The organism is Brevundimonas sp. GW821-FHT02A10, assembly GCF_059422025.1.
Genome location: NZ_JBWKWC010000005.1, coordinates 22,572 through 48,123, shown reverse-complemented (window position 1 = coordinate 48,123; position 25,552 = coordinate 22,572). Strand labels below are relative to the sequence as shown.

Genomic DNA, 25,552 nt, shown 5'->3' with positions numbered 1-25,552 from the left:
AGTTGTTCAGTCGACCGTGGCAGTTACGCGTCACAGCAGCTGACGGACGCGTTTCAGATCCCGGATAAAGGCGGCATGTTCACGGCCTTTCGCGGCTTCGTCCGGCAGCCGCAGCAGATAGGCGGGGTGAACGGTAATCATCGCGCTGGACCCGTCGGTCAGGGGGATCGGCATACCCCGTTCCTTCGTCACCGCGACCTTGCGGCCCAGTACGCCCAGGCTGGCCGTAGAGCCCAAAGCCAACACGACCTTGGGCCGGACCAGCTTCCGTTCGTGATCCAGCCACCAGCGGCAGGCGGTGACCTCGCTGGTGGTGGGGGTGCGGTGCAGGCGGCGCTTGCCACGCGGCTCATGCTTGAAGTGTTTGACGGCATTGGTGACGAAGGCCTCGTCGCGGTCGATGCCGGCCTCACGCAGGGCGTCGTTGAGCAGCTTGCCCGCCGGGCCGACGAAGGGACGGCCGGCCAGGTCCTCGTGATCCCCCGGCTGCTCGCCCACGATCATCAGCTTCGCCCGCGACGGGCCCTCGCCGCAGACGCCTTGGGTCGCGTCACGCCACAGCGGGCAACGGCGGCAGGACTGAACCCCGTGGCGCAGCTCGTCGAGGTTCGACGGCGAGAAGCCCTCCTCGAAGGCGCCGTCACGGTTGTGACGGAAGATGGCCTTGGCCAGCCGGGCGTTAGGTTCGGAGTGCGGGGTGGCGACCATGACATCGGTGCGAACCGCCGAGGCGGCGACCAGTTCCGGGATCAGGGCGGCCTCGGGCAGGTTCTTCCAGTATCGCTTGGGCATCTCGCCCTGCATGGTCTTCGTCTTCAGACGGGCCGGGTTGAAGGTGAAGGCATAGTAGGTCTTCCAGAACTCCTCGATCTCGTCTTCCTGCGGCGCGTCGGCGGCCTCGGCGGGCGGGCCGAAGCTCATGGCCTTGCCGTCCCAGAAACAGGAACCGTCGGGCGTCAGGATCGTCCAGCGCATGGTGGTGAAGCGGTTGGCGAAGAAGGGGGCGGTGCGGGCCAGCACCCGATGGGCGGGCTCGAACCAGGCGACCCAACACTCCCCTTCCTCGTCGAACGCCTGACGGAAGCGGACGAAGGCCTTCATCTTGTGGCCGGCGCGGCTGACGTTGCGTTGTCGGTCCATGGCGTCGGAGACGTCGCGGTCAGACGACACCCGCATCAGGTCCGGCTCGGCCTGAAGCCGCCAGAGGATGCGGTACAGCAGGTCGAAGCGGTCGGCGGTGCGATGCAGGACGACGTCCTGGGCCATATCCATGAAAGCCTGCGGAACGCGCAGGGACCGAGGAGCGGGCGCCGCCTCCAGATCCTGGGCAGGAGCGGCGTCGAACAGTCCGCCCTGAAGGTCTTCGCCCACCACGAACCGCGCTTCCCCCGGCGGCACGCCCTCCAGCCGGAAGGCCCGCGCGGCCAGACGCCAGCCTTCGAAGTCGGTCTCCGAGGCCAGGACCGCGACGCGCATCAGAACAGGCTCAGCTGGACGGGCTGGACCGTCGGCGTCAGCCGGGCGCGCAGGTCGATGGCGTCGGTAAGCCCGCCCGGCGTCCAGTCCAGGGCGGTGATAAAGGGCCGAACCTTGTCGATGCCCCGGCACAGCCGCGCCACATCCTCCAGCCTCAAGGTCCGGTAGCGCCGCACCCCGATCATCCGGTCGACCGACTTCACCCCCAGCCCCGGCACGCGCAGCAGGGACTCGCGGTCGGCGGTGTTGACGTCGACGGGAAACAGCTCGCGCTTGTTCAGGGCCCAGGCCAGTTTGGGATCGACGGCGAGGTCCAGCATCCCACCGGTCGTCGCCTCCCCGATCTCGGGGGCCGAGAAGCCGTAGAAGCGCATCAGCCAGTCGGCCTGATACAGCCGGTGCTCACGCATCAGCGGCGGCTTCGACAACGGGAGGGCGGCGCTGGAATCCGGTATCGGGCTGAAGGCGGAATAATAGACCCGGCGCAGGCCGTAACCGCCGTAGAGCGAGGCGCTGCGGTCGAGGATTTCCGTATCGGGCGCCCCGTCGGCGCCGACGATCAGCTGGGTGCTCTGGCCGCCGGGTGCGAATTTGGGCGGCTTGATCCGGTCCTTCTTCTGCGGCTTGGCGGCCTCGACCCCGAGCCGGACCTGGCCCATGGCCTTCTTGATGACCGCGAGACTCTTCTGCGGGGCCAGCCGGGTCAGGGCCTCCTCGCGTGGGACCTCGATATTGGCCGACAGCCGGTCGGCATACAGCCCCGCCTCCTCCACCAGCCGGGGATCGGCCTCGGGGATCAGCTTCAGATGGATATAGCCGCGGAAATCGTGGTCCAGCCGCAGCGACCGGGCCACCCGGACCAGTTCCTCCATCGTATAATCGCCCGAGCGAATGATGCCCGAGGACAGGAACAGGCCCTCGATATAGTTCCGGCGATAGAAGTTCAGCGTCAGGTCCACGACCTCTTCCACCGTGAACCGCGCCCGCTGCACGTTCGAGGACACGCGGTTGATGCAGTAGGCGCAGTCGTAGATGCAGAAATTGGTCAGCAGGATCTTCAGCAGGCTGACGCAGCGCCCGTCCGGCGTATAGGCGTGGCAGATCCCCATGCCCTCGGTCGAGCCGATCCCCTTGCCGCCGATGGAGTTTCTTTTCGCCGTACCGGATGAGGAGCAGGAGGCGTCGTATTTCGCCGCGTCCGCCAGGACCGCCAGCTTTCCACGAAGATCAAGTTGAACCATGTTCTCCTTATGTTCCGTTTGGGAACACAGGTCCAGCGTGGCCATAAAATCAATGTGGATAAGGACTTAGCGTCTACCGCAGGTAGTTCAGCAGGGAGGTGTCCTTGAGCTGGCTGATCACCTGGGCCGAGGCCTGGACGGCGAGCTGGGCCAGCTGGATGTCGGTGACCGCCTTGGCCATGTCGGCTTCGGTCTTGGTGTTCACCATCTCACCGAGCTGGTCGGCCTGGGCCTTATGGCTGACGTTGGTGCTGTCGACCTGTTTGGCCAAGGCGCCATTGCGCGAGATGACCTCGATCGTCGCGGCGCTGGCCCCGTCCAGTCGGCTGAGCTGGGCGGTCAGGAAGGTCTTCTGGGCATCAGTGGGCTTGCCCGTCAGAGGGCCGGTCGCCGGGTCGTCGTTGTAGGCCTGGATGTCCTTGAAAATCTGGAAGATCGTCGTGCCGATGTCGTCGGCCAGATAGCCCGTGCGCACGGTGGTTTGTTCGCCGAGACGAGAGGTCTGGGGCAGGCTGTCATTGGTGAAGGTCGAGGCGACGCTGGGCGCCGCGTTCAGCTCGGCCATGGTCGAGACGTTGACCGGCGCCTTTGACGTATCGGAGCCCGCGAACAGATAGTTGCCCTGGTGCTGGGCGTTCAGGCCGTTCTGGATCGACTGGAATTGCCCCTGCAGCTCCAGCATCAGGGTGTTGATGTTCTCGGTGGCCAGGGCGCTGCCGATGGCCGCGCGCGCGCCCGTGACGCCGTCGCCGACCTGGTTCAGGGCCAGATCCTGGCTTTCCAGACGATCGGCGACCGCCGTGCCGGTGTCGATGAAGCCCTGCACCCGGTTCTGCGCGGCCTTCAGGGCGGTCAGGCTCTCGGCCCCGCGCCCGAAGCCTTTCATGTCGGTGGCGATCTTCTGGGTCGACAGCCGGGTCTGGGCCTCGTTCTGCTGGGCCTGTGCCGACATCAGGTTCAGCAGGGCGGACTGGTAGTTGCCCGTGGTCGAAACGCGGCTCATTGGACCATCCCCAGAAGCGTGTCGTACATATCCTTGACCGCCTGAATGAGGCGGGCGGAGGCGTTAAAGGACTGTTGGAAGGTGGTCATGTTGACCAGCTCCTCATCGAGATTGACGCCCTCATAGGCCGTCTGGCGCGTCTGGGCCTCGGTGTGGACCGCGTCGGCGCTGGCGGCGCGGGTCTTGGCCGCCGCAGCCCGGGCGCCGATGTCGCCCGAGAAGTCCGAGGCATAGCGCGACACCGACTGCGAGCCCGCAGCCGAACCGCCACTGGCCTGGAAATTGACCGTCTTCTGACCGGCGTCGGCCAGCCCGAGGGCGCCGCGGCCGTCTCCAGACGCCAGGGCCGTGGTTCCGGCGGTCGCCGACAGATTCAACTGGGCCAGGGACAGTTTGTTCGGATTGCCGGAAATATCGGCCCGGACGCTGAAGCCGTCGGCGCGAGAGGCGCGGACTCCGCCGCCCAGACCGAACAGCTCGGTCATGGAGACGCCGGACGGGACCTGGGTCGTGGTGTCCTTGATCACGCTCATCGTCGCGGCCGGGTCGGTATTGCCCTTGAAGACAACCGACCCGCTGGGGTCCAGACTGAAGGTCCCGTAGCGCCCCGCACCCGTCAGGGGGTTGTTCATCGCCGTCAGCAGTTCGGACATCGTGCCCGTTCCGGTGGGCACGGTGATGGTCAGGTCGCGCAGGCGCGTGCCGTCCGGCTCGGCAAACCTCAGGCTCACGGTCTCGCCCGCCGTGAAGCCATGCAGCGACGTCGCCGACAGGCCGATGTCATAGGTCGCCGAACGATCCGTAGTGATCAGATCGTTCATCCCGAAATAATGGGAGAAGCCCCTGCCCGCCTTGCTGCTGGGCGAGGTCGCATCGTCGGCGATGACGACGCCGTCGGTCGCATTGGCCGCCGTCAGGGTCAGCTTGCCGTCGGTGAAGCTGGCCGTGGCCGCCCCGCCGAGTTGGGCGTTCAGCGTCGTCAGGAAGGTCGCGGGCGTCGCGGCGACGCCGTTGATCGTCATGGTTCCGCCGGAGAAGACGATCGGAACCCGGGTGGTGATCACCCCCGCGGCATTGGTCACCGCGATATTGGTCGTGCCCGTGAAGCCGGCCAGCGCCGTCTCCAGCGTCTGGCCGACATTCTTGCCGGTCAGGGTCTGGGGCGCGGGGACCGAGGAATTGGCGTTATGTGCGCGGTTCAGCTCGTCGGCGACATGGGTCATCAGCTCGCCCAGACGCTCGGCGGCGGCCGGGGCCTCGATATCGCGCGTCTCCAGCAGGCCCTTGATCTCGCCCGAGACCATGCCTTCGGTCAGGGACCGCTTCTGGCCGCCCGGCTCGGTGATATAGATGTCGTCGAACTTGCTCTCGGCATTGACCGAGCCGGCCGCGCGATACTCGATCTTCGCCGCGCCCGCGCCCGCCAGCAGCAGGCCCGAAGTGGTGCGGACGGTGACGCCGCCGTTGTTCCGCTGAACCACCTTGATGTCCATCAGCGACGACAGCTGCCCGATCAGGGTCGCCTGGGTCGTTTCCGAACCCGAGGCGTCGCCGTTGGTGGCCTTGGCCTTGGCGATGTCGGTGTTCAGGGTCTCGATCTGCTTGAGCAGGTCGTTAGCCTTCTCGACCGCCGTCTGGATGCGGCCGTCGGCGTCTTCGCGCACCGACTGGATCTGACCCGCGATGCGGGCGGATTCGTCGAACAGGGCCTGGGTCTTGAACAGGGCCTCCTGCCGCAGCGGCGAGGAGGTCGCGTTCTCGGCCGTGGCGGCGAAGGCGGAGAAGATTCCGTCGATCTGGGAGAAGAAGCCGGTATCCCCGCCCGGGTCGCCGAACAGGGTCTGGATCCGGTCGTAGAGTTCGTACTTCACGTCCTGGCGGTTGGCCTCGGCGCCCGAGTTCAGGCTCGCGGCCTGAAGGAAGCGGTCGGTGGCCAGACGAACGCGCGCGATGTCGACGCCCGAACCGACGCCCTCTGTGGTCAGGGCGACCTGGTCGGCGATCTTGCGGACATAGCCGGGCGTGTTGACGTTGGCGACGTTGTCGGAAACGACCCGCAGCTGGGCCTGGGACGTGGCCAGACCGCTGTTGGCGATATTGAGGATCGAGCTGAGCGACATCGGCCTATGCCCCCTTCACCAGAACGCCGCTCGGCAAGCCCTGCCTGCCGGCGCGCGTTTTTTGCCCGGCCACAGAAAGGCTACACCGCTGTAATGCGTTGAAACCAAAGACAATCGTGGATCGCGCGTGAATCATGATGTCTATGGAGCGCAAACACCGGGCCAGGCTTTCAGCCGTGAAACGAATGCCTCGCGAGCCGGGCAAAAAACGGCGAAGGCGCGGCAAGTTTGGCCGCAGGTCGCGAAGTGCCGGGCGGGCCGACCCGGAACATTATTCCGGTTTTTCAATACATTGGCGACGCAATCGGAACTGGCCCGACCTTTGCGATGGAGGCTTCGAATGACCCGGACGCAGCAGGCGTCGACATCACCCCTTCAGAGCCGCCTGCAAACGCATGTCTCTTCCCTCGGCCGCCATTGCCTCACTCGTCCCTCCCGCCCCCACCCGGGCGGCGAAGACGGCCGCCTCGGCCACGGGCAACGACTTCAGCGCCCTGATGGCCGCCGACGCGGATGACCGGGACACCGCCGCAGCCGCCTCGAAACAGGCCGCTTCAAAGAAGGCGGCCGCCAAGGCTGACGCCAAACAGGACGCGGCCAAGACCGAGGCCGCGAAGGCTGACGCCGCCGACCAGGACAAGGACGCTGCGGCCACGCCCCCGGCGGACAAGCCCGCCCAGGCCGCGAACGACGACGCGGTCGTCGCAGACGCCACGGCCGACAGGACCGATGAAGCCGCCACGGACGACGCCGCCGGCCTGCTGAACGACGCGGCCCCGAGCCCGGTTGAGCCCGCGCCCCAAGCCCCCGTCCCTGCCCTGCCCCTTCAGGTCGCCGCCGTGACCACCGAGGCCGCGCCCTCGGGCTCCACCGATACCGATATCGACGTCGCCCCCCCGCCAACGCCCGTGCAGGTTCAGCCTCAACCGGCCCAGGCCGCGGTCGAGGTTCCGGCGCAGACCGCCGCCCAGACCACCACCCAGCCCGCCGCCCAAACTCCGGCGCAACCGTTCGCCGAAGCCGTGGGTCAGGCTGCCGCCCAAGCGCTCTCTGCCGCGACGACGGTTGACGCCGCCCCGGCCCAGACCCAGACCCCGACACCTGCCGAAGACGCCGCCGTCGCCGCCGCGACGGCCGCCATCGAACTCGCCCAGGCCGCGGCCGAAACCGCCGGTCCGGTCGCCGGGGCGGTCGCCGACGTTGTGGGCGACCTACTGGCCTCGGCGCTGAAGCCGGACGCCAAGGCCCAGACGCCCGCGCCCGTTCAGGCCGCCGTCGCCGCCGAAGCCGCGCCCCTCAAGGACGCGTCGGCCTCTCAAGCCACGCCGCAGCCGACGCCCAAGGCCGACGCTCCCATCGCCGAACCAGTCGCCGTCGAAGCGCAACCATCAGCTCCGGCCATCCAGACCGCCTCTCAAGCGCCCGCCGAGACCCCGGCCCCGGTCTCGAATGAGGCCGCCCCGCGCGTGCCTGCGCATCTGCGTGGCGAGACGGTCTCCGTCGCCCCCGTTCGCGCCGAAGTGACCGAGGGCGCCGCGACCAGGGCGCTCGCCACGGCCGACGCCGCCGTGACGCCGGAGCAGACCCCCGCCATCGCCGTCTCCGCCTCAACCTCGGCCTTCGCCGCCCAGGTTCAGGCCCAGGCGCAATCGCAGGACGTCGCCGCGCCGCTCGCCCTGGCGCCCGACACCGTCCCGACGGCCCAGACCGGCTCGACGACCCAGGCCGCCGCGACCACGACCACGCCCGCCGCCGTCGCCCAATCCAGCCTGTCGCGCGCGACGCTTGAGACCACCGTCCAGATCGCGGCCCAGATCACCCGCCAGCTCGCCGGCCGCTCGACCCGGTTCGAGATGGGGCTGACGCCGGAAGGTCTGGGCAAGGTCAATGTCAGCATGGACATCGACGCCAGTGGCCGACTGACGGCCCAGCTGGCCTTCGACAATCCCCTGGCCGCCGCCGACCTGCGCGCCCGCGCCGACGAGCTGCGCAGCCAGCTTCAGGACGCCGGCTTCACCCTGGCCGACGACGCCCTCAGCTTCACCCAGCAGGACGCCTCGTCCTCGAACGGCAACGACCGGGGTTCGGAACAGCGTCAGAGCCGCGCCTTCGCCTCGGCCTCGCGCATCTCTGACCAGGCCGACACCGTCCCCGCCGTTCCCGCCGCCTGGGTTTCCCTGTCCCTCACGCCTCGCGGCGTGGATATGAAGGTCTGATCCGATGGTCGCCGCCGTCACCACAGTCGATTCCGCCGCCGCTAACGCCAACTCCGCCCGGACCAGCCTGGCGACGAACTTCGACACCTTCCTGACGCTGCTGACCGCCCAGCTGAAGAACCAGGATCCGCTGTCGCCGATGGATTCGACCGACTTCACCGCCCAGCTGACCCAGATGACCGGCGTGCAGCAGCAGCTGCTGACCAACGATCTGCTCACCAGCCTGCTGGCCGCCCAGAACGGCGGCGGGCTGGCCAACGGCTCCAACTACATCGGCAAGGAAGTCACTGCGGTCTGGTCGGCCGACAAGCTGACCGACGGCAAGGCCAGCTGGAGCTACGAACTGGGCGCTGACGCGACCAAGGCCACGCTGTCCGTTCTCGACAGCACCGGCAAGGTCGTCTGGACCGGCCCGGCGACGGAGCTGAAGACCGGCACCCACGACTTCACCTGGGACGGCAAGACCACGGCCGGCGGCCAGATGTCCGACGGCGGCGTCTACACGCTGAAGATCGCGGCCACCAACGCCAAGGGCGACGCCATCTCGAGCCAGGTCCTGATGACCGGCACCGTGAGCGGCGTCGAGCTCTACGACAACGTCCCCTACCTGAACGTCGGCAACACCATCATTCCGCTCAGCACCGTCATTTCGCTGCAGCAGAAGGCCGCCGCGGCTGCCGACCCGAAGACCGACACTCCTTCCACCGACGCCTGACCCCTTCCCCGACCTCCACAGTTTAGTTTCAAGGAACACACGCCATGAGCATCAACAGCGCCCTTCTGGCCGGGGTCTCGGGCCTCTCGGCCAACTCGGCCGCCCTGGCCGCCATCTCGCAGAACATCGCGAACGTGAACACGATCGGCTACAAGCGCGTGTCCAGCGAGTTCTCGACCGTGGTCAACAGCCAGACGCGCGGCGCCGGTTATTCGGCGGGCGGCGTCCTGTCCAACACCCGCAACTACATCTCGCAGGGCGGCCAGCTGCAGCGCACGACCGAGTCGACCGACCTCGGCATCTCGGGCTCGGGCTTCTTCGTCACTACCCAGAAGGCGGAAGGGCTCGACCCGACCGATCCGCGCCTGTTCACCCGCGCCGGCGCCTTCCGCGTCGATGAGTTCGGCTATCTGAAGAACACCGCCGGTCTGTACCTCCAGGGCTGGCCCGTCGACAGCAACGGCAACCTGAACACCGACCCGTCGGATCTGGGCCGCCTGCGCTCGATCAACGTCGGCTCGGTCGGCGGCACCGCCGAGGCCACCACCCGCGCCCAGCTGAACGCCAACCTGAAGTCCAGCCAGCCCGTGTCGGCCGAGGCCAAGGCGGCCGCCGCCTATGCCGCCAACCCGCTCGATCCCGCCGGCGCAGGTCGCTACGACCCGACGACCAACTCCATGGCCATGTACGATCCGGACACCCTGACGGGGACCAAGCCGGACTTCGAAATGACCGTGCCGGTGTCGGACTCCAAGGGCGGCCAGCGCACCGTCGCCGTCTCCTTCCTGAAGAGCTCGGTTCCCAACCAGTGGTACGCGGAAATCCGCGCCGTCCCGGCCAGCGACGTCATCACCGGCGCCCCGCTCGCCAACGGTCAGCTGAAGAGCGGCCTGGTCGCCTTCACCCAGGACGGCCGCCTCGACGTCGACGCCATGACCGCCCTGGGCTCGGCGGCCCTGTTCACCGATGTGAGCGACGCCACCATCTCCTTCGGCGCCTCGAACTCCGCGACGCCGGCCGCCGGCGAGATCAAATGGGCCGACGGCCTGGGTATCGACCGGCAGAACCTGACCTTCAACCTGAACGCCTCGGCGGGCGGCCTGACCCAGTACGACTCCGACTCCGTCGTCCAGGCCGTGGTCACCAACGGTACGGCCTTCGGCAACCTGTCGAACATCGAGATCGACGAGAACGGCTTCGTCACCGCCATCTTCGACAACGGCGTGACCCGCAAGATCGCCCAGGTCGCCATCGCGACCTTCACCAGCCCGGACAGCCTGACGCCCGCCAACGGCAACGCCTTCAAGGTCAGCCAGGGGTCCGGAACCTACAACCTCAAGGCCCCGGGCAGCGGCGGCGCGGGCTTCATCGGCGCCTCCCAGCTGGAAGCCTCGACCGTCGACCTGTCGGCAGAGTTCACCGGCCTGATCACCACCCAGCGGGCCTATTCCGCCTCGTCAAAGATCATCACTACCGCAGACGAGATGCTCGCCGAGTTGATCAACGTCAAACGCTGATCGGCAAGTAATTAATCATTAGTGTCAATGAATCGTCGCTTAAATACTGGCCTGAAGGGCTTGGCGGAAGGGTCCGATTTTATCGTTTCCTTCACCACGAGCTTTAAACGGCCTTTAGCGCTGCGTGGCTATTGTCTCATCAACGGTGATTGGTGATGAGGCAAAAGCCCATGTTGCAAGAGCGACGCCTGAATAACAAAGGCGAACAATACGTGGTCGGACCGACTGGCACGCCCCTGACGCTGCGCGATCTGCCGCCGGCGAATACCGACCGGTGGGTCATCCGCCGCAAGGCCGAGGTCGTCGCCGCGGTTCGCGGCGGTCTCCTCTCGCTGGAGGACGCCCTTTCGCAATACCGTCTGACGGCGGAAGAGTTCATCGCCTGGCAGAAGGCGATCGACAAATGGGGCATGCAGGGTCTGCGTACGACGCGGATCCAGAGCTACCGCTCCTAGGGATTTCCCTATCAAGGGAAGACTGACGGCCGCTCCCGGCGACGGGGGCGGTCGTTGTCGTTTGGGCCGCCTGAAAGACACACTGCGACGTCACCTGCGGGCCAGACCTCGAAATTGTACACATTCCGCACTAGATGGCGGCGATGAGTTTGGCTGAAGACTTCTGCCCCGTTCCCGACATGGCCCCCGCTGACATGGATCAGGCGGTCGAGGCCGCGCGTCTGGCGGTCGGGCTGCCGGTGGGATCGCGGATCGTGGCGGCCATGTCGGGCGGGGTGGATTCCACCGTGGTCGCGGCCCTGCTGCACAAGGCGGGCTATGACGTCGTCGGCGTGACGCTACAACTCTACGACCACGGCGCCGCGCTCAAGAAGAAGGGCGCCTGCTGCGCGGGCCAGGACATCCACGACGCCCGTCTGGCGGCCGAGACCCTGGGCATCCCCCACTATGTCCTCGACTATGAAAGCCGCTTCCGCGACGCGGTCATCGACCAGTTCGCCGACAGCTATCTGGCGGGCCAGACGCCGGTCCCCTGCATCCGCTGCAATCAAACCGTGAAGTTCCGCGACCTGCTGGACGTCGCCCGCGACCTGGGCGCCGAAGCCATGGCCACGGGCCACTATGTCGGCCGCGCCGTCGGCCCGGACGGCCGCGCCCAGATGCGCAAGGCCATCGATCCCTCGCGCGACCAATCCTACTTCCTGTTCGCCACCACCCCGGCCCAGCTCGACTATCTGCGCTTCCCGCTGGCCGGCCTCGAAAAGCCGCAGGTGCGCGGCGTCGCGGCCGAATTGGGCCTCCGCATCGCCGCCAAGCCCGACAGCCAGGACATCTGCTTCGTTCCGTCCGGCGACTACCGCACCCTGATCGACCGGCTGCGGCCGCAAGGGCGTGAGGCGGGCGAGATCGTGCACATGGACGGCCGGGTGCTGGGGAACCACTCGGGCATCACCGACTACACCATCGGCCAGCGCCGCGGTCTGAACGTCGCCGTGGGCGAGCCCCTGTTCGTGACCAAACTGGATCCCGCACTTCGTCGCGTCATCGTCGGCCCGCGCGAGGCCCTGCTGACCGCCAGCCTGACGCTGGACGAAACCAACTGGCTGGGCGACGAGGCCGACATTCAGGCGGCGGCCCTGGCCGGAACGCCGGTGCTGGCGCGCGTCCGCTCGACCCGTCCGCCCTCCCCGGCCCGGCTGACCCTGATCGACGGTGTTGTCGGCGTGGCCTTCGACGCTGGCGAAGAAGGCGTGGCGCCGGGTCAGGCCTGCGCCCTCTACGACCCGGCCGATCCCGACCGCCTGCTGGGCGGCGGCTTCATCCAGACGACGACGGCTGTTGTCTGAAACACCGACAGACCGGCTCCACCTGAGCACCCGCGCCGGCCTGCCCGAGGACATGCGGGTGCTGCTGGCCGACTATCCGCGCGAGCGTTGGGGCGAACCGACCCTGGCTGAGATGGCGCGCTTCTGGCTGGGCGTGCACGAGAATTTTCGCCGCCACCACGCCCATATGGTCGCCATCGCCGATCACTGGCGGAACGGCCATTCCGACCTGCGCGGCCTGCACGGGCGGCTGATCCCCTCGGTCGACCAGTTCCTGCAGCATCTGGACATGCATCACCGCATCGAGAGCGGGCAGTATTTCCCGATCTTCCGCCGGATCGAGCCGCGCATCGCCCACGGTGTCGATCTGCTGGACCGCGACCACGACGCCGTGCACGCCGATCTCGAGGCCCTGCTTCAAGCCGCCGTCGCCTTCCATCAGGACATCCAGACCGACGCACCCGCCGCCGGCGACACCGCGTCTCGCCTCGCTGACGTGCTGAACGCCATGGGCCCGCGCGTCCTGCGTCACCTCCACGACGAGGAAGAGATCGTCATCCCCCTGATCGCCACCCGCGCCGACGAGATCGGTTAAAGGGGGCTGGTCAGGCACGGCCGACCTGTGTATCAGGCCGCCTCCGAAGACGAGCGACCCATGTTCTTGAAACTCGCCAACTCGTATCTGCCTTGCAGCTTCGACCGCCAGCCGGTCGAGGGCATGGGCGCGTGCGTGGAGGCGATGTAGGAACGAAGGCCGCAAGACTTCGGATTTCCAGCAACCCCTCCCGCCACCGGCCGGAGGGGTTTCTTGTATCCGCCAAGGATCATCGAGAGACGCCTCCCCTGCCGGTCCGAGAGGATTATCAGAAGAGGAGAAGCCACGATGCGTGGCTACGACGTGATCGAAACCCCGGACCATGTGCCGATCAAGGCCTGGACCCGGGGCGTGCCCATCGAGGATGCGGCGCTGAAGCAGCTGAAGAACGTGGCCTCGCTGCCGTTCATCCACAAACACGTGGCGGTGATGCCGGACGTGCACTGGGGCATGGGCGCGACGGTGGGATCCGTGATCCCGACGGTGGGAGCCATCATCCCGGCCGCCGTAGGCGTGGACATCGGCTGCGGCATGATGGCGGTGCGGACCTCGATCCGCGCCGAACACCTGCCCGACGACCTGTCAGCCATCCGCTCCGCCATCGAGGCGGCCGTTCCGCACGGCCGGACCGACAACGGCGGGCGCAACGACAAGGGCGCCTGGGCCGGCGAGCCCCCGGCCTCGGCGGTCACTCGCTGGGCCGACCTCAAGGCCGGCTATGACGCCGTGATCGAGGCCCATCCCAAGGCGGCCCACCCGCGTGGCTTCGGCCATCTGGGGACGCTGGGGACGGGCAACCACTTCATCGAGCTCTGCCTCGATGAGGCGGGCGACGTCTGGGTGATGCTGCACTCCGGGTCTCGCGGCGTGGGCAACCGGTTCGGGAGCTACTTCATCGAACGGGCCAAGCACGAGATGCGCCGCTGGCACATCAACCTGCCGGATCAGGACCTCGCCTACTTCCCGGAAGGGACGGACGGCTTCGTCCACTATGTCCGGGCGGTGTCGTGGGCCCAGAAGTACGCGCGGGCAAACCGTGAGGTGATGATGGACTCAGTGCTGGGCGTGCTTAAGCGCATCTGGCCCGATCTGGAGACGACGCAGGAAGCGGTGAACTGCCACCACAACTACGTCTCGAAGGAGCGGCATTTCGGCAAGGACGTCTACCTGACCCGTAAGGGCGCGGTGTCGGCCAAGGTCGATGAGCTGGGCATCATCCCCGGCTCGATGGGGGCGAAATCCTTCATCGTGCGCGGCAAGGGCAATGCGGAAAGCTTCTGCACCTGCTCGCACGGCGCCGGTCGGGCCATGAGCCGGACCGCGGCCAAGCGCCGCTTCACGGTCGAGGACCATGTCCGCGCGACCGAGGGCGTGGAATGCCGCAAGGACGCCGAGGTGATCGACGAAACACCGATGGCCTACAAGGACATCGACGCGGTCATCGCGGCCCAGGCCGACCTGATCGAGGTCGTGCACACCCTGCGTCAGGTGGTGTGCGTCAAGGGATGACGGGAGCCGGTTTCGCCGCAAGGTGGAGCCGGCTTTCGTCGTTTCAACCGATCCTCTTCACAAGCTTCGCCGTTTCGGGCACCTCTTGGAGCAATCAAAAACGTCTGGGGGGACTTCATGAGACATTTCAACAGCGCGGTCTGTGTGGTCGCGATTCTGCTGGTCGCGCCGATGGCGGCGCACGCCGAACCGGCGCCCGCGGTGCAGTCCGAGACACCTCAGGATCAGGCGGCGATGCGCCAGTGGCTGGCTGACACCGCGCGCTGGACCACGCAGCATAACCAGGTCCTGATGGCGCGCGCCCGCCATCTTACCGGCCTGGGCGGCGGAGCGGCGCCGATCCAGCAACTGGTGATGGCTGGCGACAAGGCCGGGGCCGCCGCCGCGGCCGGACGGTGGAAGACCGAACAGCTTGCGCTTCTGGCCGGCGACCGCACCGCGATGACGGCTATCCCGCCCGTCACGCCGCTGGCGGTGAACCCCGCCCTGCTCGCACGGCCGGATATTCACGAGGCCCTCGCCGGCCCGATCGCCCACGTCGAGGGCCTGCCCGCGCGATACGCCGCGTTCATGGATATGTCCGACCGTCAGGCCGCGGACTATATGGACACCATCGCCGACGCCGCCGCATCGCGAAATCCGGAACAGGCGTTCCAACTCGCCAAGATCGACCTGATGATCGCCCTGCTGGACAGCGAGGGCGTCCTGCTGGACACCACCTCGCAACAGGTCGGCGCGCAGCGGTTCGTCAGCGCGGCCAACATCCAGTCGGACAAGGCTCTGGGCCAGTGGTTCCGCCATCTCCGCGATCTGTGGAACCAGGCGCCGCTGGATCGGCCAGGCCGAGCCGCCGCCATTCACGCCTCCGCCGCCGAAATCCGGCTCGACGCCGACCGGATCGTGGACGCCGCGAGGCAGCAGGAGGCTGAAAACCGAAGCAACCCGGTCCTGTCCACCCCGGCCCAGCAGGACTTCCTGACCCGCTACACCGCCGGGTTCGAGGAAGGCGCTGGCATTGAACGCGAGATGGCCGCCCTCCTCGACCAGTTGGCCGACAAGATCACCGCGGGCGAGGACGAGGCCGCTATGGCTCTGGCGGACCAGACAGGCGCCATTTCGCGCCGCCGGACCGCCTCACAGATGCAGCGCGACGGCCTGCTGCAGCAGTTGGCCCCGTCGGCCTGACCGAGGGGGACGCGGGGGTCAGGCCGCTGTGTGCCGGCCCCGCGTCAGCCACCAGCCCACGACCGTCAGCACCGCGAGGGCCGCGAAGGCCTCGAGCGAGGTGACCGGGTCCTCGCGCACGAAGGCGACGAAGAGGGCGAGGTTGATCACAAACGCGACGATGGCCGGCAGCGGATAGAGAGGCATCCGGTACGGCCGCTCCAGATCGGGCTCCTTGCGGCGCAGGACGATAACGGCCGCGTTCACCGCCACGCCCATCAGGGCGAGAATGGAGGTCGAGAAGGCCAGAAGCGTCTCATAGACCCCGATCAGCGCCAGGCCCCCGCCCACGACGACCGTGGCGATCAGGGCCATGATCGGCGTCCCGGCGCGGGTCACCCGGGTAAGAGGCGCGATCTCGAACTCCCGCGCCATGGCGAAGAGGACGCGGGGGAAGACCATGACCATGGCGTTGATGATGGTCACCAGGGCGATCAGGCTGATGCCGGTGACGATGGGATCGGCCGCGGCCCCGAATACCCGCTCCGCCGCATCGGCCGCGACCAGGTTGGAGCCCGCCATCTCGGCCGGGGTCATGACGTGCAGCAGGGCCAGGTTGACCAGCACATAGATGCCCGTGACCACGCCGATGCCGGAGAAGGTGGCGCGGGCGATGGCCTTGCCCGGATCCTTGACCTCCTCGCAGAAATAGGCGGCGGAGTTCCAGCCCTGATAGGTGCCGAAGATGGCGCGCAGGGCCACCACGATGCCGCTGAGCGTCAGGGCCGTGGCCATGCCGGGCGAGACCGGGGTCGCCACCGGCTCGCCGCGCGGCGCCAGCAGAAGGCCGCCGATCAGCAGCAGGAACAGCACCGCCTTGATCGCACTGCCGACCTCCTGCGACCGCCCGCCGATCCTGGTGCCCAGCGACTGCACGACCCCGACCACGCAAACCAGCATGAGGGCGATAATCCCCAGCGGCAGGCCGGTCGCGATCCCCAGCCGGTGCAGATATTCGGCGAACACCACCGAGACGAAGGCGATGCCGCCCATATTACCCAGCCAGTCGGCGATCCCGACGGCGAGACCGCCCATTGAGCCATAGGCGCGGCGGGCGAAGATGAAGGGGCCGCCGGTCTTGCGGATCGAGGAGGCCAGCTCGACCGTCGACATGGCGTCGATCCAGGCGATGGCGCCGCCCAGCAGCCACAGGCCGATGATGACGAACGGCGTCTTGCCGCCTTCGGCGACCACGCCGGGACTGCGCAGGATTCCCTGCCCTATGGTGCCGCCGACGATGACGGCCACCCCGAAGGCCACTCCCAGCACGCGCAACAGATGGCCGCGGTCAGCCCCACCGTCTTCGGTCGTCATTGATCTATCCCCGGCAAGCCCCACTCGCCTGCGGTCGATAGATCACCGATGCGGGGACGGATCAATGCATCCGACCGTCGGGCCGGTCAGTCCAGAGAGGGATTGATCAGATACTTCTCGCCCGTGGCGCGGCGGTTGTAGACGGCGATGACCTCGGGTTTGAGCACGTCGCGCAGGGAGATCTCACCGGCATAGGCGCTGGCGAAGGTCGTCTTCAGCTCCGCCACCACGCGTTGGCGCAGGGCGCCGCGACGCTCGGCGGGCAGACCCGCATAGCGCGGGGTCAGCAGCCAGCCGCCGACGCCCCACGACAGGCCGAACGCCCGGTTCAGCTCGGTCGGGCTCGTGTCCAGCGCCCCGTAGATATAGACCTGTTTGTGCACCGAGGAGCCGTAGCGGCTGTAGGTTGTCGCCGTGCGATTGGCCGCCGCCTCCATCCCGGTCAGGATCTGGCCCGCGAGCTTGCCGCCGCCGATGGCGTCAAAGGCCAGGGTGGCGCCGGTCGCGACCAGAGCCTCGATCAACTCGCTCATGAAGTCCGGCGAAGTCGAGTTGACGATCCAGGGCGCGCCCAGCCCGCGCAGGATATCTGCTTGCGCCTCGCTGCGAACGATATTGACCAGACCGATACCGTCCTTGAGGCACAGCTTGTTGAGCATCTGGCCGAGGTTCGACGCCGCTGCTGTATGGACCAGGGCCGTATGACCCTCCGCCCGCATGGTCTCGACCATGCACAGGGCCGTCAGCGGATTGACGAAACAGGAGGCGCCGTCGGCCGCCGTGGCGTCGGCGGGCAGCGGCAGGGCCGCGTCGGTGCGCAGGGTGCGGTACTGGGCGTACATCTCGCCGCCGAGGATGGCGACCGTCTTGCCGATCAGGGCCTGGGCCGCTGGATTGTCGCCCGCCGCCACGACGACGCCCGCGCCCTCATTGCCGACCGGCATGGCCTCACCGAGCCGACCGGCCATGGCGCGCAGGCCCTGCGCCGGAACGTCGGCGACGGTGATCTCGCCCTCGACGCGGGCCGTGCTCATGTCCGCCGCCCCGACCAGCAGGCCGAGGTCTGACGGGTTGATCGGCGTGGCCTCGATCCGCACCACGATCTCGTCCGGGCCCGGCGCAGCGACCGGAACCTCGACCAGCGACAGCTCCAGCCGTCCGTCAGCCGTGATCAACGACCGGAGCTGAAGCCCGGTCGCGGGAAGGGTCTGGGTCATGGAAACTCCGGTTGAAAGCCGACGCCGAAAGCGTCAGGCGGCTTCTTCGTCCGCGGTCACGTCTTTCGGCATGACATCGCCGACGGTGGGGCGGTTGGCCTTGCGGGTCAGGACGATGTCGCGCCCCTTCACGATCTCCTCGCAATGGGCGCAGGCGATGCGGGGGTTCAGGGTGTGGCCGCAGGTCTTGTGGACCAGATCCACGCCGCTGTCGGTGTCGCCATAGACGTGTTTGTTGCCCCAGGCGTGAAGCGTCACCAGCACCGCCGACAGGTCCTTGCCCTTGGCGGTCAGGACATATTCGTTGCGCGGCGGGCGTTCGGAATACAGGCGCGGCTCCAGCACCCCGTGCTGGACCAGGGTTTTCAGCCGCGCGGCCAGGACGTTGCGGGCCACGCCCAGCCGCTCCTGCCACTGCTCGAAGCGGGTCAGGCCCTGAAACGCGTCGCGGATCACCAGCAAGGTCCACGGATCGCCGATCACTTCCAGCGTCGCGGCGATGGAACAGCTTTGTTTCGAATAGTCTGCGGTACGGCCCATAGGCGGAAGGTGACCTCGCGTCAGGGTTTTTGCAAGTGGGTTGCCAAACCGAACCCTCTGCGTCAGTCTCGTTTGGCAACGGACGTGGCGCAAAATCCCCAGCGGACTTCGCGGCGTTTCCTGCATTCCTCGACTGACGCGGGCGGAGGCCAGTCTTCCGCCCGTCTCCTTTGGACGCTAATCCGCCTGTCATGACCCTGCCCTCCCTCGCCGACGCCCTGACCCTGACGCCCGGCCCGGAGGGGCTGACCGGCGCGGTCGACGGCGAGTTCTCCAACGGTCCCATCGCCATGCCGCCGGAGAAGGGCTTTCCTTTCGGCGGCCTGCTCGCGGCGCTGTGCGCCAACGCCCTGCGTCAGGGCTTAAGCCTGACCGCCCCGCTTCGCAGCCTGTCGATCCAGTATCTGGCCGCGCCCGCCTATGACGCCCCCATCGTCTTTACGCCCCGGCTGATGCGCGGCGGGCGCAGCGCGGCCTTCGCCGGACTGGATGTGCGTCAGGGCGAGCGCCTGACCCACCACGCCCAGGCCACCTATGGCCAGGACGACGCAAACGCCCCGGTCACGCCGGGCCCGATCATCCCTCCGCCCCCGCTGGATAGCATCGACCCCGCCCGCACCCTTCACGGGCCGTTGGCGCCGCGTTTCTCCCGCTTCGTCGACTATCGCCTCGATACTGGTCCCAGCCTGCTGCAGGGCCTGCCGGGCGACAAGGCCGGAGAGCGGCTGTGGATGCGCACCAACGACGGCGCGCCGCTGGATGAGGCCCGCCTCTGCTATCTGATGGACGCCCTCTATCCCCCGGCCTGGACGGCGATCACCAAGCCCCTGGCCATGGCGACGGTCGATCTGCGCTACGACTTCATCGCCGACCTGACGCCCGAGACCGCGCCCGACGGCTGGGCCTTCTTCGAATTCACCCTCGTCGATCTCGGAGGCGGCTGGACCGTGGACGATCTGATCGTGCGCAGCGGCGACGGCCGTATCCTCGCGCTCGGCCGTCAGCGGCGCAAACTGGCTCCGGTCCGCCCGCCCCGCCCGGCCCCTGACGCCTGAGGACAAAGTCTTGACCCCGCGACGCTTTGGCTGTGCCTGACGCCGCGACGCTTGAACCCGACGGCCAGACCGACGATCTAGGCCCCAACACTTCTCCGCAAGGAAACACCCAGTGACCGCTTCTTCCAACGATCCCGTCGTCATCGTCTCCTTCGCCCGCACGCCGATGGGCGGTTTCCAGGGCGCCTTCGCGGGCGTGAAGTCGACCGAACTGGGCGCCACCGCCGTCAAGGCCGCGGTCGAACGCGCCGGCGTCGCACCGGAGAAGATCGACCAGATCTATATGGGCTGCGTCCTGCCCGCCGGTCTGGGCCAGGCTCCGGCGCGTCAGGCGGCCCTCGGCGCCGGCCTGCCGAAGTCGGTCGAGGCCACGACCCTGAACAAGATGTGCGGCTCGGGCCTGCAGGCCGTCATGATGGCCTCAGACAGCCTCGCCGCCGGATCGGCCGACATCATCGTCGCGGGCGGGATGGAATCCATGACCGGCGCTCCATTCCTGATGAACAAGCACCGCGCCGGGGCTCGCATCGGCCATGACGTCATCGTCGATTCCATGATGATGGACGGGCTGGAGGATGCTTACCAGGCCGGCAAGCCGATGGGCTCCTTCGCCGAGGACAGCGCCCGGACCTATCAGTTTACGCGCGAGGCCCAGGACGCCTATGCGGTCGAAAGCCTGAACCGCGCCGTCGCCGCCATCGCCTCGGGCGCCTTCAAGGCCGAGATCACCCCGGTCGAGGTCGCGGGCCGCAAGGGGACCGTCACCGTCTCCGAGGACGAACAGCCCGGCAAGGCCATGCCGGAGAAGATCCCGGGCCTGAAGCCCGCCTTCGCCAAGGACGGCACCATCACCGCCGCCTCCTCGGCCTCCATCAGTGACGGCGCGGCTGCTCTGGTCATGACGCGCGAGAGCGTCGCGAAAGCCATGGGCCTGCCGATCGTCGCGCGCGTTGTGAGCCACTCGGCCCACGCCCACGAGCCGGGCCTGTTCACCACCGCCCCGGTGCCCGCGATCCAGAAGGCGCTCAAGAAAGCCGGCTGGTCGGTCGAGGACGTCGATCTGTGGGAGGTCAATGAGGCCTTCGCCGTCGTCCCCATGATCGCCATGCAGGAGCTTGGCATCGACCACGCGAAGCTGAACGTGAACGGCGGCGCGACGGCTCTGGGTCACCCCATCGGCGCATCCGGCGCCCGCGTCCTGGCGACCCTGTTGGGGGCGCTTCAGGCCCGGGGCGGTACGAAGGGCGTCGCGTCCCTGTGCATCGGCGGCGGCGAGGCCGTGGCCATGGCGGTCGAGCTGGCCTGATCTTTTGACGGCAGGCTGGACCCGCAGCCTGCCGTACGGTCCGCCTCCATGAGGCGGCTGAGGGCGTGGGGTCCGGTGGCCAGCACGATCATCACGGCGACTCTGCGACTGCGAATAGTTCTCAAGATTGCGCGTAGGCGCTCCGTGTGGCAAGCCCCTTTTCGGCGGCTTTTTCAGAACGGAATGAGAACATGCGTGAAGACGGCAAGCTGGACTATCTGGAATTCCCCGCGACCGACGTCGGTCCGCTGAAGGCCTTCTACGGCTCGGCTTTCGGCTGGAAATTCCAGGACTACGGCCCTGAATACGCCGCCTTCAGCGAAGGTCTGGACGGCGGCTTCAACGCCGATCCGGGCGTCGACGCCATCACCGCCCCCCTGCCCGTTCTCTTCGCCCACGACCTCGAGGCCCTGCTGGCCAGGGTCGAGGCCGCGGGCGGGACCGTGGTCAAGCCGATCTTCGCCTTTCCGGGCGGACGGCGCTTCCACTTCAAGGACCCCGCCGGCAACGAACTGGCGGCCTGGTCCGAGACCTGAGGCTTATTTGGCGTCGACAGACTGGGCGATCCGTTCGCCCAAGGCCTCGTCGGCGCTTTCCAGGCTGGAGACCCAGACGTGGATCTCCTTCGGCGCGGTGGAACGCTGGAACAGATGCTCCATCGCGTGCCTCTGACCGCCCTCGTTGACGACGATCGAGGCGCGGCCGCCGGCCTGGACCATCTCGCCGTCATAAATCGGGAACTGCGATGACGGCCCGACATAGACCATGACGAACGGCTGATCGCCGCGCCGGATCGTATAGACGTTGAAGTCCGGGCCGGGCCGGCTGGTGGTGATGCGGAAGCCCGCAGGTAACTCCACCCGGAACGGCAGGGCCGCGACGGCGGGCGCATTGAGCACCGTCATCGGCGGCGGAGGTTCGGCCGGCGCGGGCATGGCGGCGGAGGGGGGCGCGGCCGCGGGCAGAGCCGGCGGAGTCGCGGCAGGCTGGCTACCGGGCAGGACCGGCGGCGCATAGATCCGTCCGCCCGGAGCCGGGGTCGTCGTCGGGACGGAGGCGGGCGGCGTCGGCCGGGGCGTGACCACAGGCGCCGTAGCGGGAGCCCGCGTCGTCGGCGGCGTCGTGACGGGCGCTGCTCGCGTCGGAGCCGGAGCCGTCGTCGGCGCCGTGGTTCTGGGGGCGGTCGTTGCGGGCGCTGTCGTGGGAGCGGTGGCGCGAGGCGACATCGTCGCGGGCGCGGTCGGACGCGCAGGCGCGGGCTGCGGCGTATTGGAGCGGGTGGCAGGCGCGGTGGCCGTGGATGGCGTCGTGGCGGGCGGCGCGGCGCGGGTGGGCGCGGGCGCCGTCCGCGTTGGAGCCGGAGCCGGAGCCGTCGGACGAGATGTGGTCGCAGGCGACGTGGTCGTCGGCCGCGCCGGCGCCGTTGTGGCGGGGCCGGACGGCGGCGCTGTGGTCGCCGGAGCAGGCGGCGGCGCCAGATAGTCCGTCCGCGCCGGCGGGGCGCCGTTCAGGCTGCGGGTCAGGTCGCTGCCCGGACGCGCGGCAGGCGGCGTCTGTGTCGAAGGCGCCTGCGTCGGAGTCCGTACGGGCGCGGCATTGAGGACCGAGGTCGCTGTTGACGGATTCGTCGTCCGGGACGTCGAGGTCTGGGCAAAGGCAGGGGCCGCCGAGAAGGCGACCGCGCTGGAGGCGAGCAGCAGGGAAACACGAAGGGTACGGGCGGTTTTCATGGGCCGGACCATCGCCTCTCGGCGGACGGACGGCAAGACCGGAAAGCCGCTTGGCGAAGCCTGTGATCAGGCGCTCAGGGCGTGGGCAGTTCGACCCAGAAGGTCGCGCCGTGGCCCGGAGTGGATTCCACCCCGATCGTCCCGCCCTGAAGCTCGATCAGCCGCTTGGCCAGGGCCAGGCCGATGCCGTGCCCCTCGACCGTGGAGCGTTCCAGCCCCAGGCGATTGAACGGCTCGAACAGCTGGGTCTGCTTCTCGGGGGACAGGCCCGCCCCCCGGTCGGTGACCTCGATGCGCACACCCTGGAACACCCGCGAAACCCGGAAGGTCACGCTGCCGCCAGAGGCGCCGTACTTCACGGCATTGGTGGCCAGATTGTCGATGACCTGGCTCAGGCGCTGGGAATCGGCCAGGGCGACGAGGCCCTCCCCGTCCCGCACGACCTCCAGCCTCAGGCTCAGGGCCTCGGGCCGCAACGCGGTCGCGCGACGGATGTCCTCAACCAGACCCACGACGTCGGTGGGGCGCAGCTCGACCTTGACCGCACCGGACTCGGCGCGCGCCACATCGAGCAGATCGTGGGCCAGGGCCTCGACCTGACGGGCGGTCTTGACCAGCATCTCGGCCATTTCCTTCTGGGTCTCGGTGACCGGTCCCAGCTGGCCGCTGGACCACAGCTCACCGATGCCGATGACGCCGCCGACCGGGCTCTTGATCTCATGAGCGACATTGGCCAGCAGGCGCGACTTGGCCTCCGACGCCAGTTCGGCGCGCTTCTGGCCAGCCTTGGCCCGCGCCGACAAGCCGTCGAGCTGGGTCAGCAGGGCCGCCGCCAGCATGAATGGCAGGGCGACGGAAATCATCATCAGCTGGGCGTTCAGAATCTGCGTCGCCGACGCGGCCGATTCAGCGCCGGGATGCCCGTGCAGCATGGCCATGAACATCAGGATGCTGGCGCTCAGGATCGCGATGGTCACCCCGGCCATGCGCAATCTGGCGGCGATGACCACCAGCAACATGTTCAGGAAGAAGGTGACGAAGGTCACGCCGTGGAAGTAACGCCCATAGGCCACCGCAACGAGCAGACCCAGCAGGACCACCCACTCCAGCATCCTCAGGGGCTGCTTCACGAGGGCGAAGGACTGGCGGTTGATCGACAGGATCAGCGGCACGACCAGCATCATCGCCAGCGCATGGCCGAACCACCAGACCTGGAAGCTTTGCAGCAGGGGCGCGCCGCGGATAACGGAGAACACCACCGCACCGGCGGCGGCGGCGATCAATGGGGCCGCAATCGCGACCAGGCTGACCAGCCGCACCGTCGACTTGACCGTCTGTAGCGACATATCCGGCGCGAAACGTCGCACCAGGGTGACCGCGGCCACCATCTCGAACAGGTTCACCGCCGTCAGCATCACGGTATTGGCCAGGGTATGGCCTGCCAGGATTTCGCCGCTGGCGACGGCCGCGGCCATCAATGCGCCGAAGCAGAGGTCGAACGAGACGCCGCGCCCCGATCTCAGCCAGACCCCGACGGCGACGGCATTGGCCAGCCACATGACCACGACGCCGTCCGAGGACCGGCCGAACTGGATCGAGAACACCGTCAGCAGCAGCACCGAACAGACCGTCGCCAACGGCGCCATCGGCTGGCTGAACAGGCGCGCAGCGTCAGTCGTCACGGCCGAGGCCGTGGAAAGCGCCGCGGAGGGACGAACAGGGGTCGTGGCGAGACCTCCAGACCGGGTTTCCAGCACAGGGCTGAGCGACATAGACGACGACTCGAGGATACAGAGATGCGTCAGCTAAGCCCTTGCTCCCTAATATCCCGTGAAGTTAACGCCACGGAACAAGGGGTCGAGCGGGAAATGTCAGCCGCCGGACAGTTCCGCATTGAAGGCCGCGACGGCCGCCGCCGGGCCTTGCAGATGGTTCCAGACCCCGGCGCTCACAGCGACGAAGTCGGCCCCGGCGGCAGCCACCGCGCGTGCCGTCTCCACCGTGATGCCGCCGATGGCGACGCAGGGCACCTCGACCGTCTCCTGCCAGATAGTCAGGATGTCGAGATCGGGCCGGTGGGTCGTTTCCTTGGTGTCGGTCGGGAAGAAGGCGCCGAAGGCCACGTAGTCAGCGCCAGCCTCGGCCGCCTCCATGGCCAGGTCGCGGCTGTCATGGCAGGTCGCGCCGATCATGGCGTTGGGGCCCATCAGCCGCCGCGCCGAGGCCACCGAGGCGTCCTCCTGCCCCACGTGCACGCCGTCGCAATGCAGCCCCGCCGCGAGATCGGGCCGGTCGTTCAGAATCAGGGCGACGTCGTACTTGCGCGCGATCGGCCCCAACCGCTCGACAGCGGCGCGGATCTGGTCCTCGGTCGCGGGCTTCAACCGGATCTGCAAGGCCGCGACGTCGCCGGCGCCCAGGGCGGACTCCAGATCGGCGGCGAAGGCCTCCAGGTCCGGGATGGCGGACGGGGTGATCAGATACAGACGGGTCGCCGGACGATCGGGGATTTGGGGAGCACGAGCCATGGCCCCGCCCTGCCCCCTGCATCGCCTCGCGTCAACGGTCGCGTCTTGCGAACGCGCATGCGAACCAGTTGCAACCGTCTTCATATGTGTTACAGAGAACCATTCTCAGTTCGACTTGGGTCGCCTCTTGTACGTCTGCAACTGTAACGGCCTGCGCCAGCGTGACGTCGCCCTCGCCATCGAGGCCGGCGCGACCCGCCCCCGTGAAATCTTCGCCCGCAACCAGTGCCAGGCGCAGTGCGCCAAATGCGTCTGCGAGATGCGCCAGATGATCGACGACAGCCGAGAAGCATTCGCACTCGCAGCCGAGTAGTCGCGGCCAAAAATCACTCGCAATATCAATGTGCGTGATAAATACTCTCAAATAAACAAGAACCGATTTCCTGTGCTAAACGCCGTTTGAACAGACGGCGGATGAGTCTGGACGCGCCCCGGCGTCCCGTCCGCGAGACGAGCAAGGACCATG

The 25,552-nt window shown here is 67.9% G+C and carries 23 protein-coding genes; 13 read left to right on the top strand and 10 right to left on the bottom strand.

The features are described from left to right. Nucleotides 1-30 precede the first annotated feature (30 nt). The 4 genes from AC07U0_RS14040 to flgK all read right to left on the bottom strand — a co-directional run bounded on the left by AC07U0_RS14040 (nucleotide 31) and on the right by flgK (nucleotide 5,840). Nucleotides 31-1,476, bottom strand: coding sequence for a UdgX family uracil-DNA binding protein (locus AC07U0_RS14040; protein WP_494720631.1), 1,446 nt, complete (start codon nucleotides 1,474-1,476; stop codon nucleotides 31-33). Further along, nucleotides 1,476-2,717: a putative DNA modification/repair radical SAM protein gene (locus AC07U0_RS14035; protein WP_494720630.1), complete on the bottom strand. Its 1,242-nt coding sequence runs from the start codon at nucleotides 2,715-2,717 to the stop codon at nucleotides 1,476-1,478. Before AC07U0_RS14035 ends, AC07U0_RS14040 begins: the two co-directional genes overlap by 1 nt. A gap of 73 nt (nucleotides 2,718-2,790) precedes the next feature. Then, nucleotides 2,791-3,720 carry a flagellin gene (locus tag AC07U0_RS14030; RefSeq protein WP_494720629.1) on the bottom strand — a complete coding sequence of 310 codons (930 nt, stop codon included), beginning with the start codon at nucleotides 3,718-3,720 and terminating at the stop codon, nucleotides 2,791-2,793. After that, on the bottom strand, nucleotides 3,717-5,840 hold the full coding sequence (flgK, locus tag AC07U0_RS14025; RefSeq protein ID WP_494720628.1) for a flagellar hook-associated protein FlgK: 2,124 nt from the start codon (nucleotides 5,838-5,840) through the stop codon (nucleotides 3,717-3,719). The genes AC07U0_RS14030 and flgK overlap by 4 nt, the downstream gene beginning before the upstream one ends. 395 nt (nucleotides 5,841-6,235) lie before the next feature. Between flgK and AC07U0_RS14020 the strand changes: the two genes are divergently transcribed. From AC07U0_RS14020 to AC07U0_RS13985, 8 genes are all read left to right on the top strand, one after another. Further along, complete coding sequence (locus AC07U0_RS14020; RefSeq protein WP_494720627.1) at nucleotides 6,236-8,056, top strand: flagellar hook-length control protein FliK; 1,821 nt, start codon at nucleotides 6,236-6,238, stop codon at nucleotides 8,054-8,056. Between the two features lie 4 nt (nucleotides 8,057-8,060). Beyond that, on the top strand, nucleotides 8,061-8,771 hold the full coding sequence (locus tag AC07U0_RS14015) for a flagellar hook assembly protein FlgD (protein WP_494720626.1): 711 nt from the start codon (nucleotides 8,061-8,063) through the stop codon (nucleotides 8,769-8,771). Nucleotides 8,772-8,815: 44 nt separating this feature from the next. Continuing rightward, complete coding sequence (gene flgE / locus AC07U0_RS14010) at nucleotides 8,816-10,288, top strand: flagellar hook protein FlgE (RefSeq protein ID WP_494720625.1); 1,473 nt, start codon at nucleotides 8,816-8,818, stop codon at nucleotides 10,286-10,288. Nucleotides 10,289-10,458: 170 nt separating this feature from the next. Continuing rightward, on the top strand, nucleotides 10,459-10,743 hold the full coding sequence (sciP, locus tag AC07U0_RS14005; protein WP_207867961.1) for a CtrA inhibitor SciP: 285 nt from the start codon (nucleotides 10,459-10,461) through the stop codon (nucleotides 10,741-10,743). A 143-nt stretch (nucleotides 10,744-10,886) separates the two neighbouring features. Next, the gene (gene mnmA / locus AC07U0_RS14000) at nucleotides 10,887-12,089 is read left to right on the top strand and encodes a tRNA 2-thiouridine(34) synthase MnmA (RefSeq protein ID WP_494720624.1); all 1,203 of its coding nucleotides are present in this window, start codon (nucleotides 10,887-10,889) and stop codon (nucleotides 12,087-12,089) included. Further along, entirely contained in the window at nucleotides 12,082-12,663 is a 582-nt protein-coding gene (locus AC07U0_RS13995; protein WP_494720623.1) for a hemerythrin domain-containing protein, read from the top strand. Before mnmA ends, AC07U0_RS13995 begins: the two co-directional genes overlap by 8 nt. 288 nt (nucleotides 12,664-12,951) lie before the next feature. After that, the gene (locus AC07U0_RS13990) at nucleotides 12,952-14,172 is read left to right on the top strand and encodes an RtcB family protein (protein ID WP_494720622.1); all 1,221 of its coding nucleotides are present in this window, start codon (nucleotides 12,952-12,954) and stop codon (nucleotides 14,170-14,172) included. Nucleotides 14,173-14,289: 117 nt separating this feature from the next. Further along, entirely contained in the window at nucleotides 14,290-15,357 is a 1,068-nt protein-coding gene (locus AC07U0_RS13985) for a hypothetical protein (RefSeq protein ID WP_494720621.1), read from the top strand. A gap of 18 nt (nucleotides 15,358-15,375) precedes the next feature. Here the strand turns inward: AC07U0_RS13985 and AC07U0_RS13980 are convergent, their stop codons facing one another. The 3 genes from AC07U0_RS13980 to AC07U0_RS13970 all read right to left on the bottom strand — a co-directional run bounded on the left by AC07U0_RS13980 (nucleotide 15,376) and on the right by AC07U0_RS13970 (nucleotide 18,467). Beyond that, entirely contained in the window at nucleotides 15,376-16,710 is a 1,335-nt protein-coding gene (locus AC07U0_RS13980; protein WP_494720620.1) for an APC family permease, read from the bottom strand. 86 nt (nucleotides 16,711-16,796) lie between these two features. Next, on the bottom strand, nucleotides 16,797-17,927 hold the full coding sequence (locus AC07U0_RS13975; RefSeq protein ID WP_494720619.1) for a zinc-binding dehydrogenase: 1,131 nt from the start codon (nucleotides 17,925-17,927) through the stop codon (nucleotides 16,797-16,799). Nucleotides 17,928-17,960: 33 nt separating this feature from the next. After that, nucleotides 17,961-18,467 carry a winged helix-turn-helix transcriptional regulator gene (locus AC07U0_RS13970; protein ID WP_492032096.1) on the bottom strand — a complete coding sequence of 169 codons (507 nt, stop codon included), beginning with the start codon at nucleotides 18,465-18,467 and terminating at the stop codon, nucleotides 17,961-17,963. Nucleotides 18,468-18,658: 191 nt separating this feature from the next. Between AC07U0_RS13970 and AC07U0_RS13965 the strand changes: the two genes are divergently transcribed. The 3 genes from AC07U0_RS13965 to AC07U0_RS13955 all read left to right on the top strand — a co-directional run bounded on the left by AC07U0_RS13965 (nucleotide 18,659) and on the right by AC07U0_RS13955 (nucleotide 21,364). Beyond that, nucleotides 18,659-19,522, top strand: a complete 864-nt coding sequence (locus AC07U0_RS13965; RefSeq protein ID WP_494720618.1) for an acyl-CoA thioesterase — start codon at nucleotides 18,659-18,661, stop codon at nucleotides 19,520-19,522. A 112-nt stretch (nucleotides 19,523-19,634) separates the two neighbouring features. After that, a complete protein-coding gene (locus AC07U0_RS13960) occupies nucleotides 19,635-20,828 on the top strand; it encodes a thiolase family protein (RefSeq protein ID WP_494720617.1) in 1,194 nt (397 codons plus the stop codon). 191 nt (nucleotides 20,829-21,019) lie between these two features. Further along, nucleotides 21,020-21,364, top strand: coding sequence for a VOC family protein (locus AC07U0_RS13955; RefSeq protein WP_494720616.1), 345 nt, complete (start codon nucleotides 21,020-21,022; stop codon nucleotides 21,362-21,364). Nucleotides 21,365-21,367: 3 nt separating this feature from the next. Here AC07U0_RS13955 and AC07U0_RS13950 read toward each other — a convergent pair whose 3' ends face one another. After that, a complete protein-coding gene (locus AC07U0_RS13950; RefSeq protein ID WP_494720615.1) occupies nucleotides 21,368-21,913 on the bottom strand; it encodes a hypothetical protein in 546 nt (181 codons plus the stop codon). Here AC07U0_RS13950 and AC07U0_RS13945 point away from each other — a divergent pair. Beyond that, on the top strand, nucleotides 21,906-22,310 hold the full coding sequence (locus AC07U0_RS13945; RefSeq protein WP_494720614.1) for a hypothetical protein: 405 nt from the start codon (nucleotides 21,906-21,908) through the stop codon (nucleotides 22,308-22,310). The two genes, AC07U0_RS13950 and AC07U0_RS13945, sit on opposite strands and share 8 nt — an antisense overlap. A gap of 322 nt (nucleotides 22,311-22,632) precedes the next feature. Here AC07U0_RS13945 and AC07U0_RS13940 read toward each other — a convergent pair whose 3' ends face one another. Then, a complete protein-coding gene (locus tag AC07U0_RS13940) occupies nucleotides 22,633-24,240 on the bottom strand; it encodes a sensor histidine kinase (RefSeq protein WP_494720613.1) in 1,608 nt (535 codons plus the stop codon). Nucleotides 24,241-24,429: 189 nt separating this feature from the next. Beyond that, the gene (gene thiE / locus AC07U0_RS13935) at nucleotides 24,430-25,086 is read right to left on the bottom strand and encodes a thiamine phosphate synthase (RefSeq protein WP_494720612.1); all 657 of its coding nucleotides are present in this window, start codon (nucleotides 25,084-25,086) and stop codon (nucleotides 24,430-24,432) included. A 127-nt stretch (nucleotides 25,087-25,213) separates the two neighbouring features. Here thiE and AC07U0_RS13930 point away from each other — a divergent pair, with 127 nt between their 5' ends. Continuing rightward, the gene (locus AC07U0_RS13930; protein WP_492032089.1) at nucleotides 25,214-25,399 is read left to right on the top strand and encodes a (2Fe-2S)-binding protein; all 186 of its coding nucleotides are present in this window, start codon (nucleotides 25,214-25,216) and stop codon (nucleotides 25,397-25,399) included. The last annotated feature ends 153 nt before the right edge of the window (nucleotides 25,400-25,552 follow it).

What these genes read in the sequence shown, in the direction of transcription:
- AC07U0_RS14040 (WP_494720631.1), bottom strand. Translation starts at nt 1,476, where the DNA reads ATGCGCGTCGCGGTCCTGGCCTCGGAGACCGACTTCGAAGGCTGGCGT.
- AC07U0_RS14035 (WP_494720630.1), bottom strand. Translation starts at nt 2,717, where the DNA reads ATGGTTCAACTTGATCTTCGTGGAAAGCTGGCGGTCCTGGCGGACGCG.
- AC07U0_RS14030 (WP_494720629.1), bottom strand. Translation starts at nt 3,720, where the DNA reads ATGAGCCGCGTTTCGACCACGGGCAACTACCAGTCCGCCCTGCTGAAC.
- flgK (WP_494720628.1), bottom strand. Translation starts at nt 5,840, where the DNA reads ATGTCGCTCAGCTCGATCCTCAATATCGCCAACAGCGGTCTGGCCACG.
- AC07U0_RS14020 (WP_494720627.1), top strand. Translation starts at nt 6,236, where the DNA reads ATGTCTCTTCCCTCGGCCGCCATTGCCTCACTCGTCCCTCCCGCCCCC.
- AC07U0_RS14015 (WP_494720626.1), top strand. Translation starts at nt 8,061, where the DNA reads ATGGTCGCCGCCGTCACCACAGTCGATTCCGCCGCCGCTAACGCCAAC.
- flgE (WP_494720625.1), top strand. Translation starts at nt 8,816, where the DNA reads ATGAGCATCAACAGCGCCCTTCTGGCCGGGGTCTCGGGCCTCTCGGCC.
- sciP (WP_207867961.1), top strand. Translation starts at nt 10,459, where the DNA reads ATGTTGCAAGAGCGACGCCTGAATAACAAAGGCGAACAATACGTGGTC.
- mnmA (WP_494720624.1), top strand. Translation starts at nt 10,887, where the DNA reads ATGAGTTTGGCTGAAGACTTCTGCCCCGTTCCCGACATGGCCCCCGCT.
- AC07U0_RS13990 (WP_494720622.1), top strand. Translation starts at nt 12,952, where the DNA reads ATGCGTGGCTACGACGTGATCGAAACCCCGGACCATGTGCCGATCAAG.
- AC07U0_RS13985 (WP_494720621.1), top strand. Translation starts at nt 14,290, where the DNA reads ATGAGACATTTCAACAGCGCGGTCTGTGTGGTCGCGATTCTGCTGGTC.
- AC07U0_RS13980 (WP_494720620.1), bottom strand. Translation starts at nt 16,710, where the DNA reads ATGACGACCGAAGACGGTGGGGCTGACCGCGGCCATCTGTTGCGCGTG.
- AC07U0_RS13975 (WP_494720619.1), bottom strand. Translation starts at nt 17,927, where the DNA reads ATGACCCAGACCCTTCCCGCGACCGGGCTTCAGCTCCGGTCGTTGATC.
- AC07U0_RS13970 (WP_492032096.1), bottom strand. Translation starts at nt 18,467, where the DNA reads ATGGGCCGTACCGCAGACTATTCGAAACAAAGCTGTTCCATCGCCGCG.
- AC07U0_RS13965 (WP_494720618.1), top strand. Translation starts at nt 18,659, where the DNA reads ATGACCCTGCCCTCCCTCGCCGACGCCCTGACCCTGACGCCCGGCCCG.
- AC07U0_RS13955 (WP_494720616.1), top strand. Translation starts at nt 21,020, where the DNA reads ATGCGTGAAGACGGCAAGCTGGACTATCTGGAATTCCCCGCGACCGAC.
- thiE (WP_494720612.1), bottom strand. Translation starts at nt 25,086, where the DNA reads ATGGCTCGTGCTCCCCAAATCCCCGATCGTCCGGCGACCCGTCTGTAT.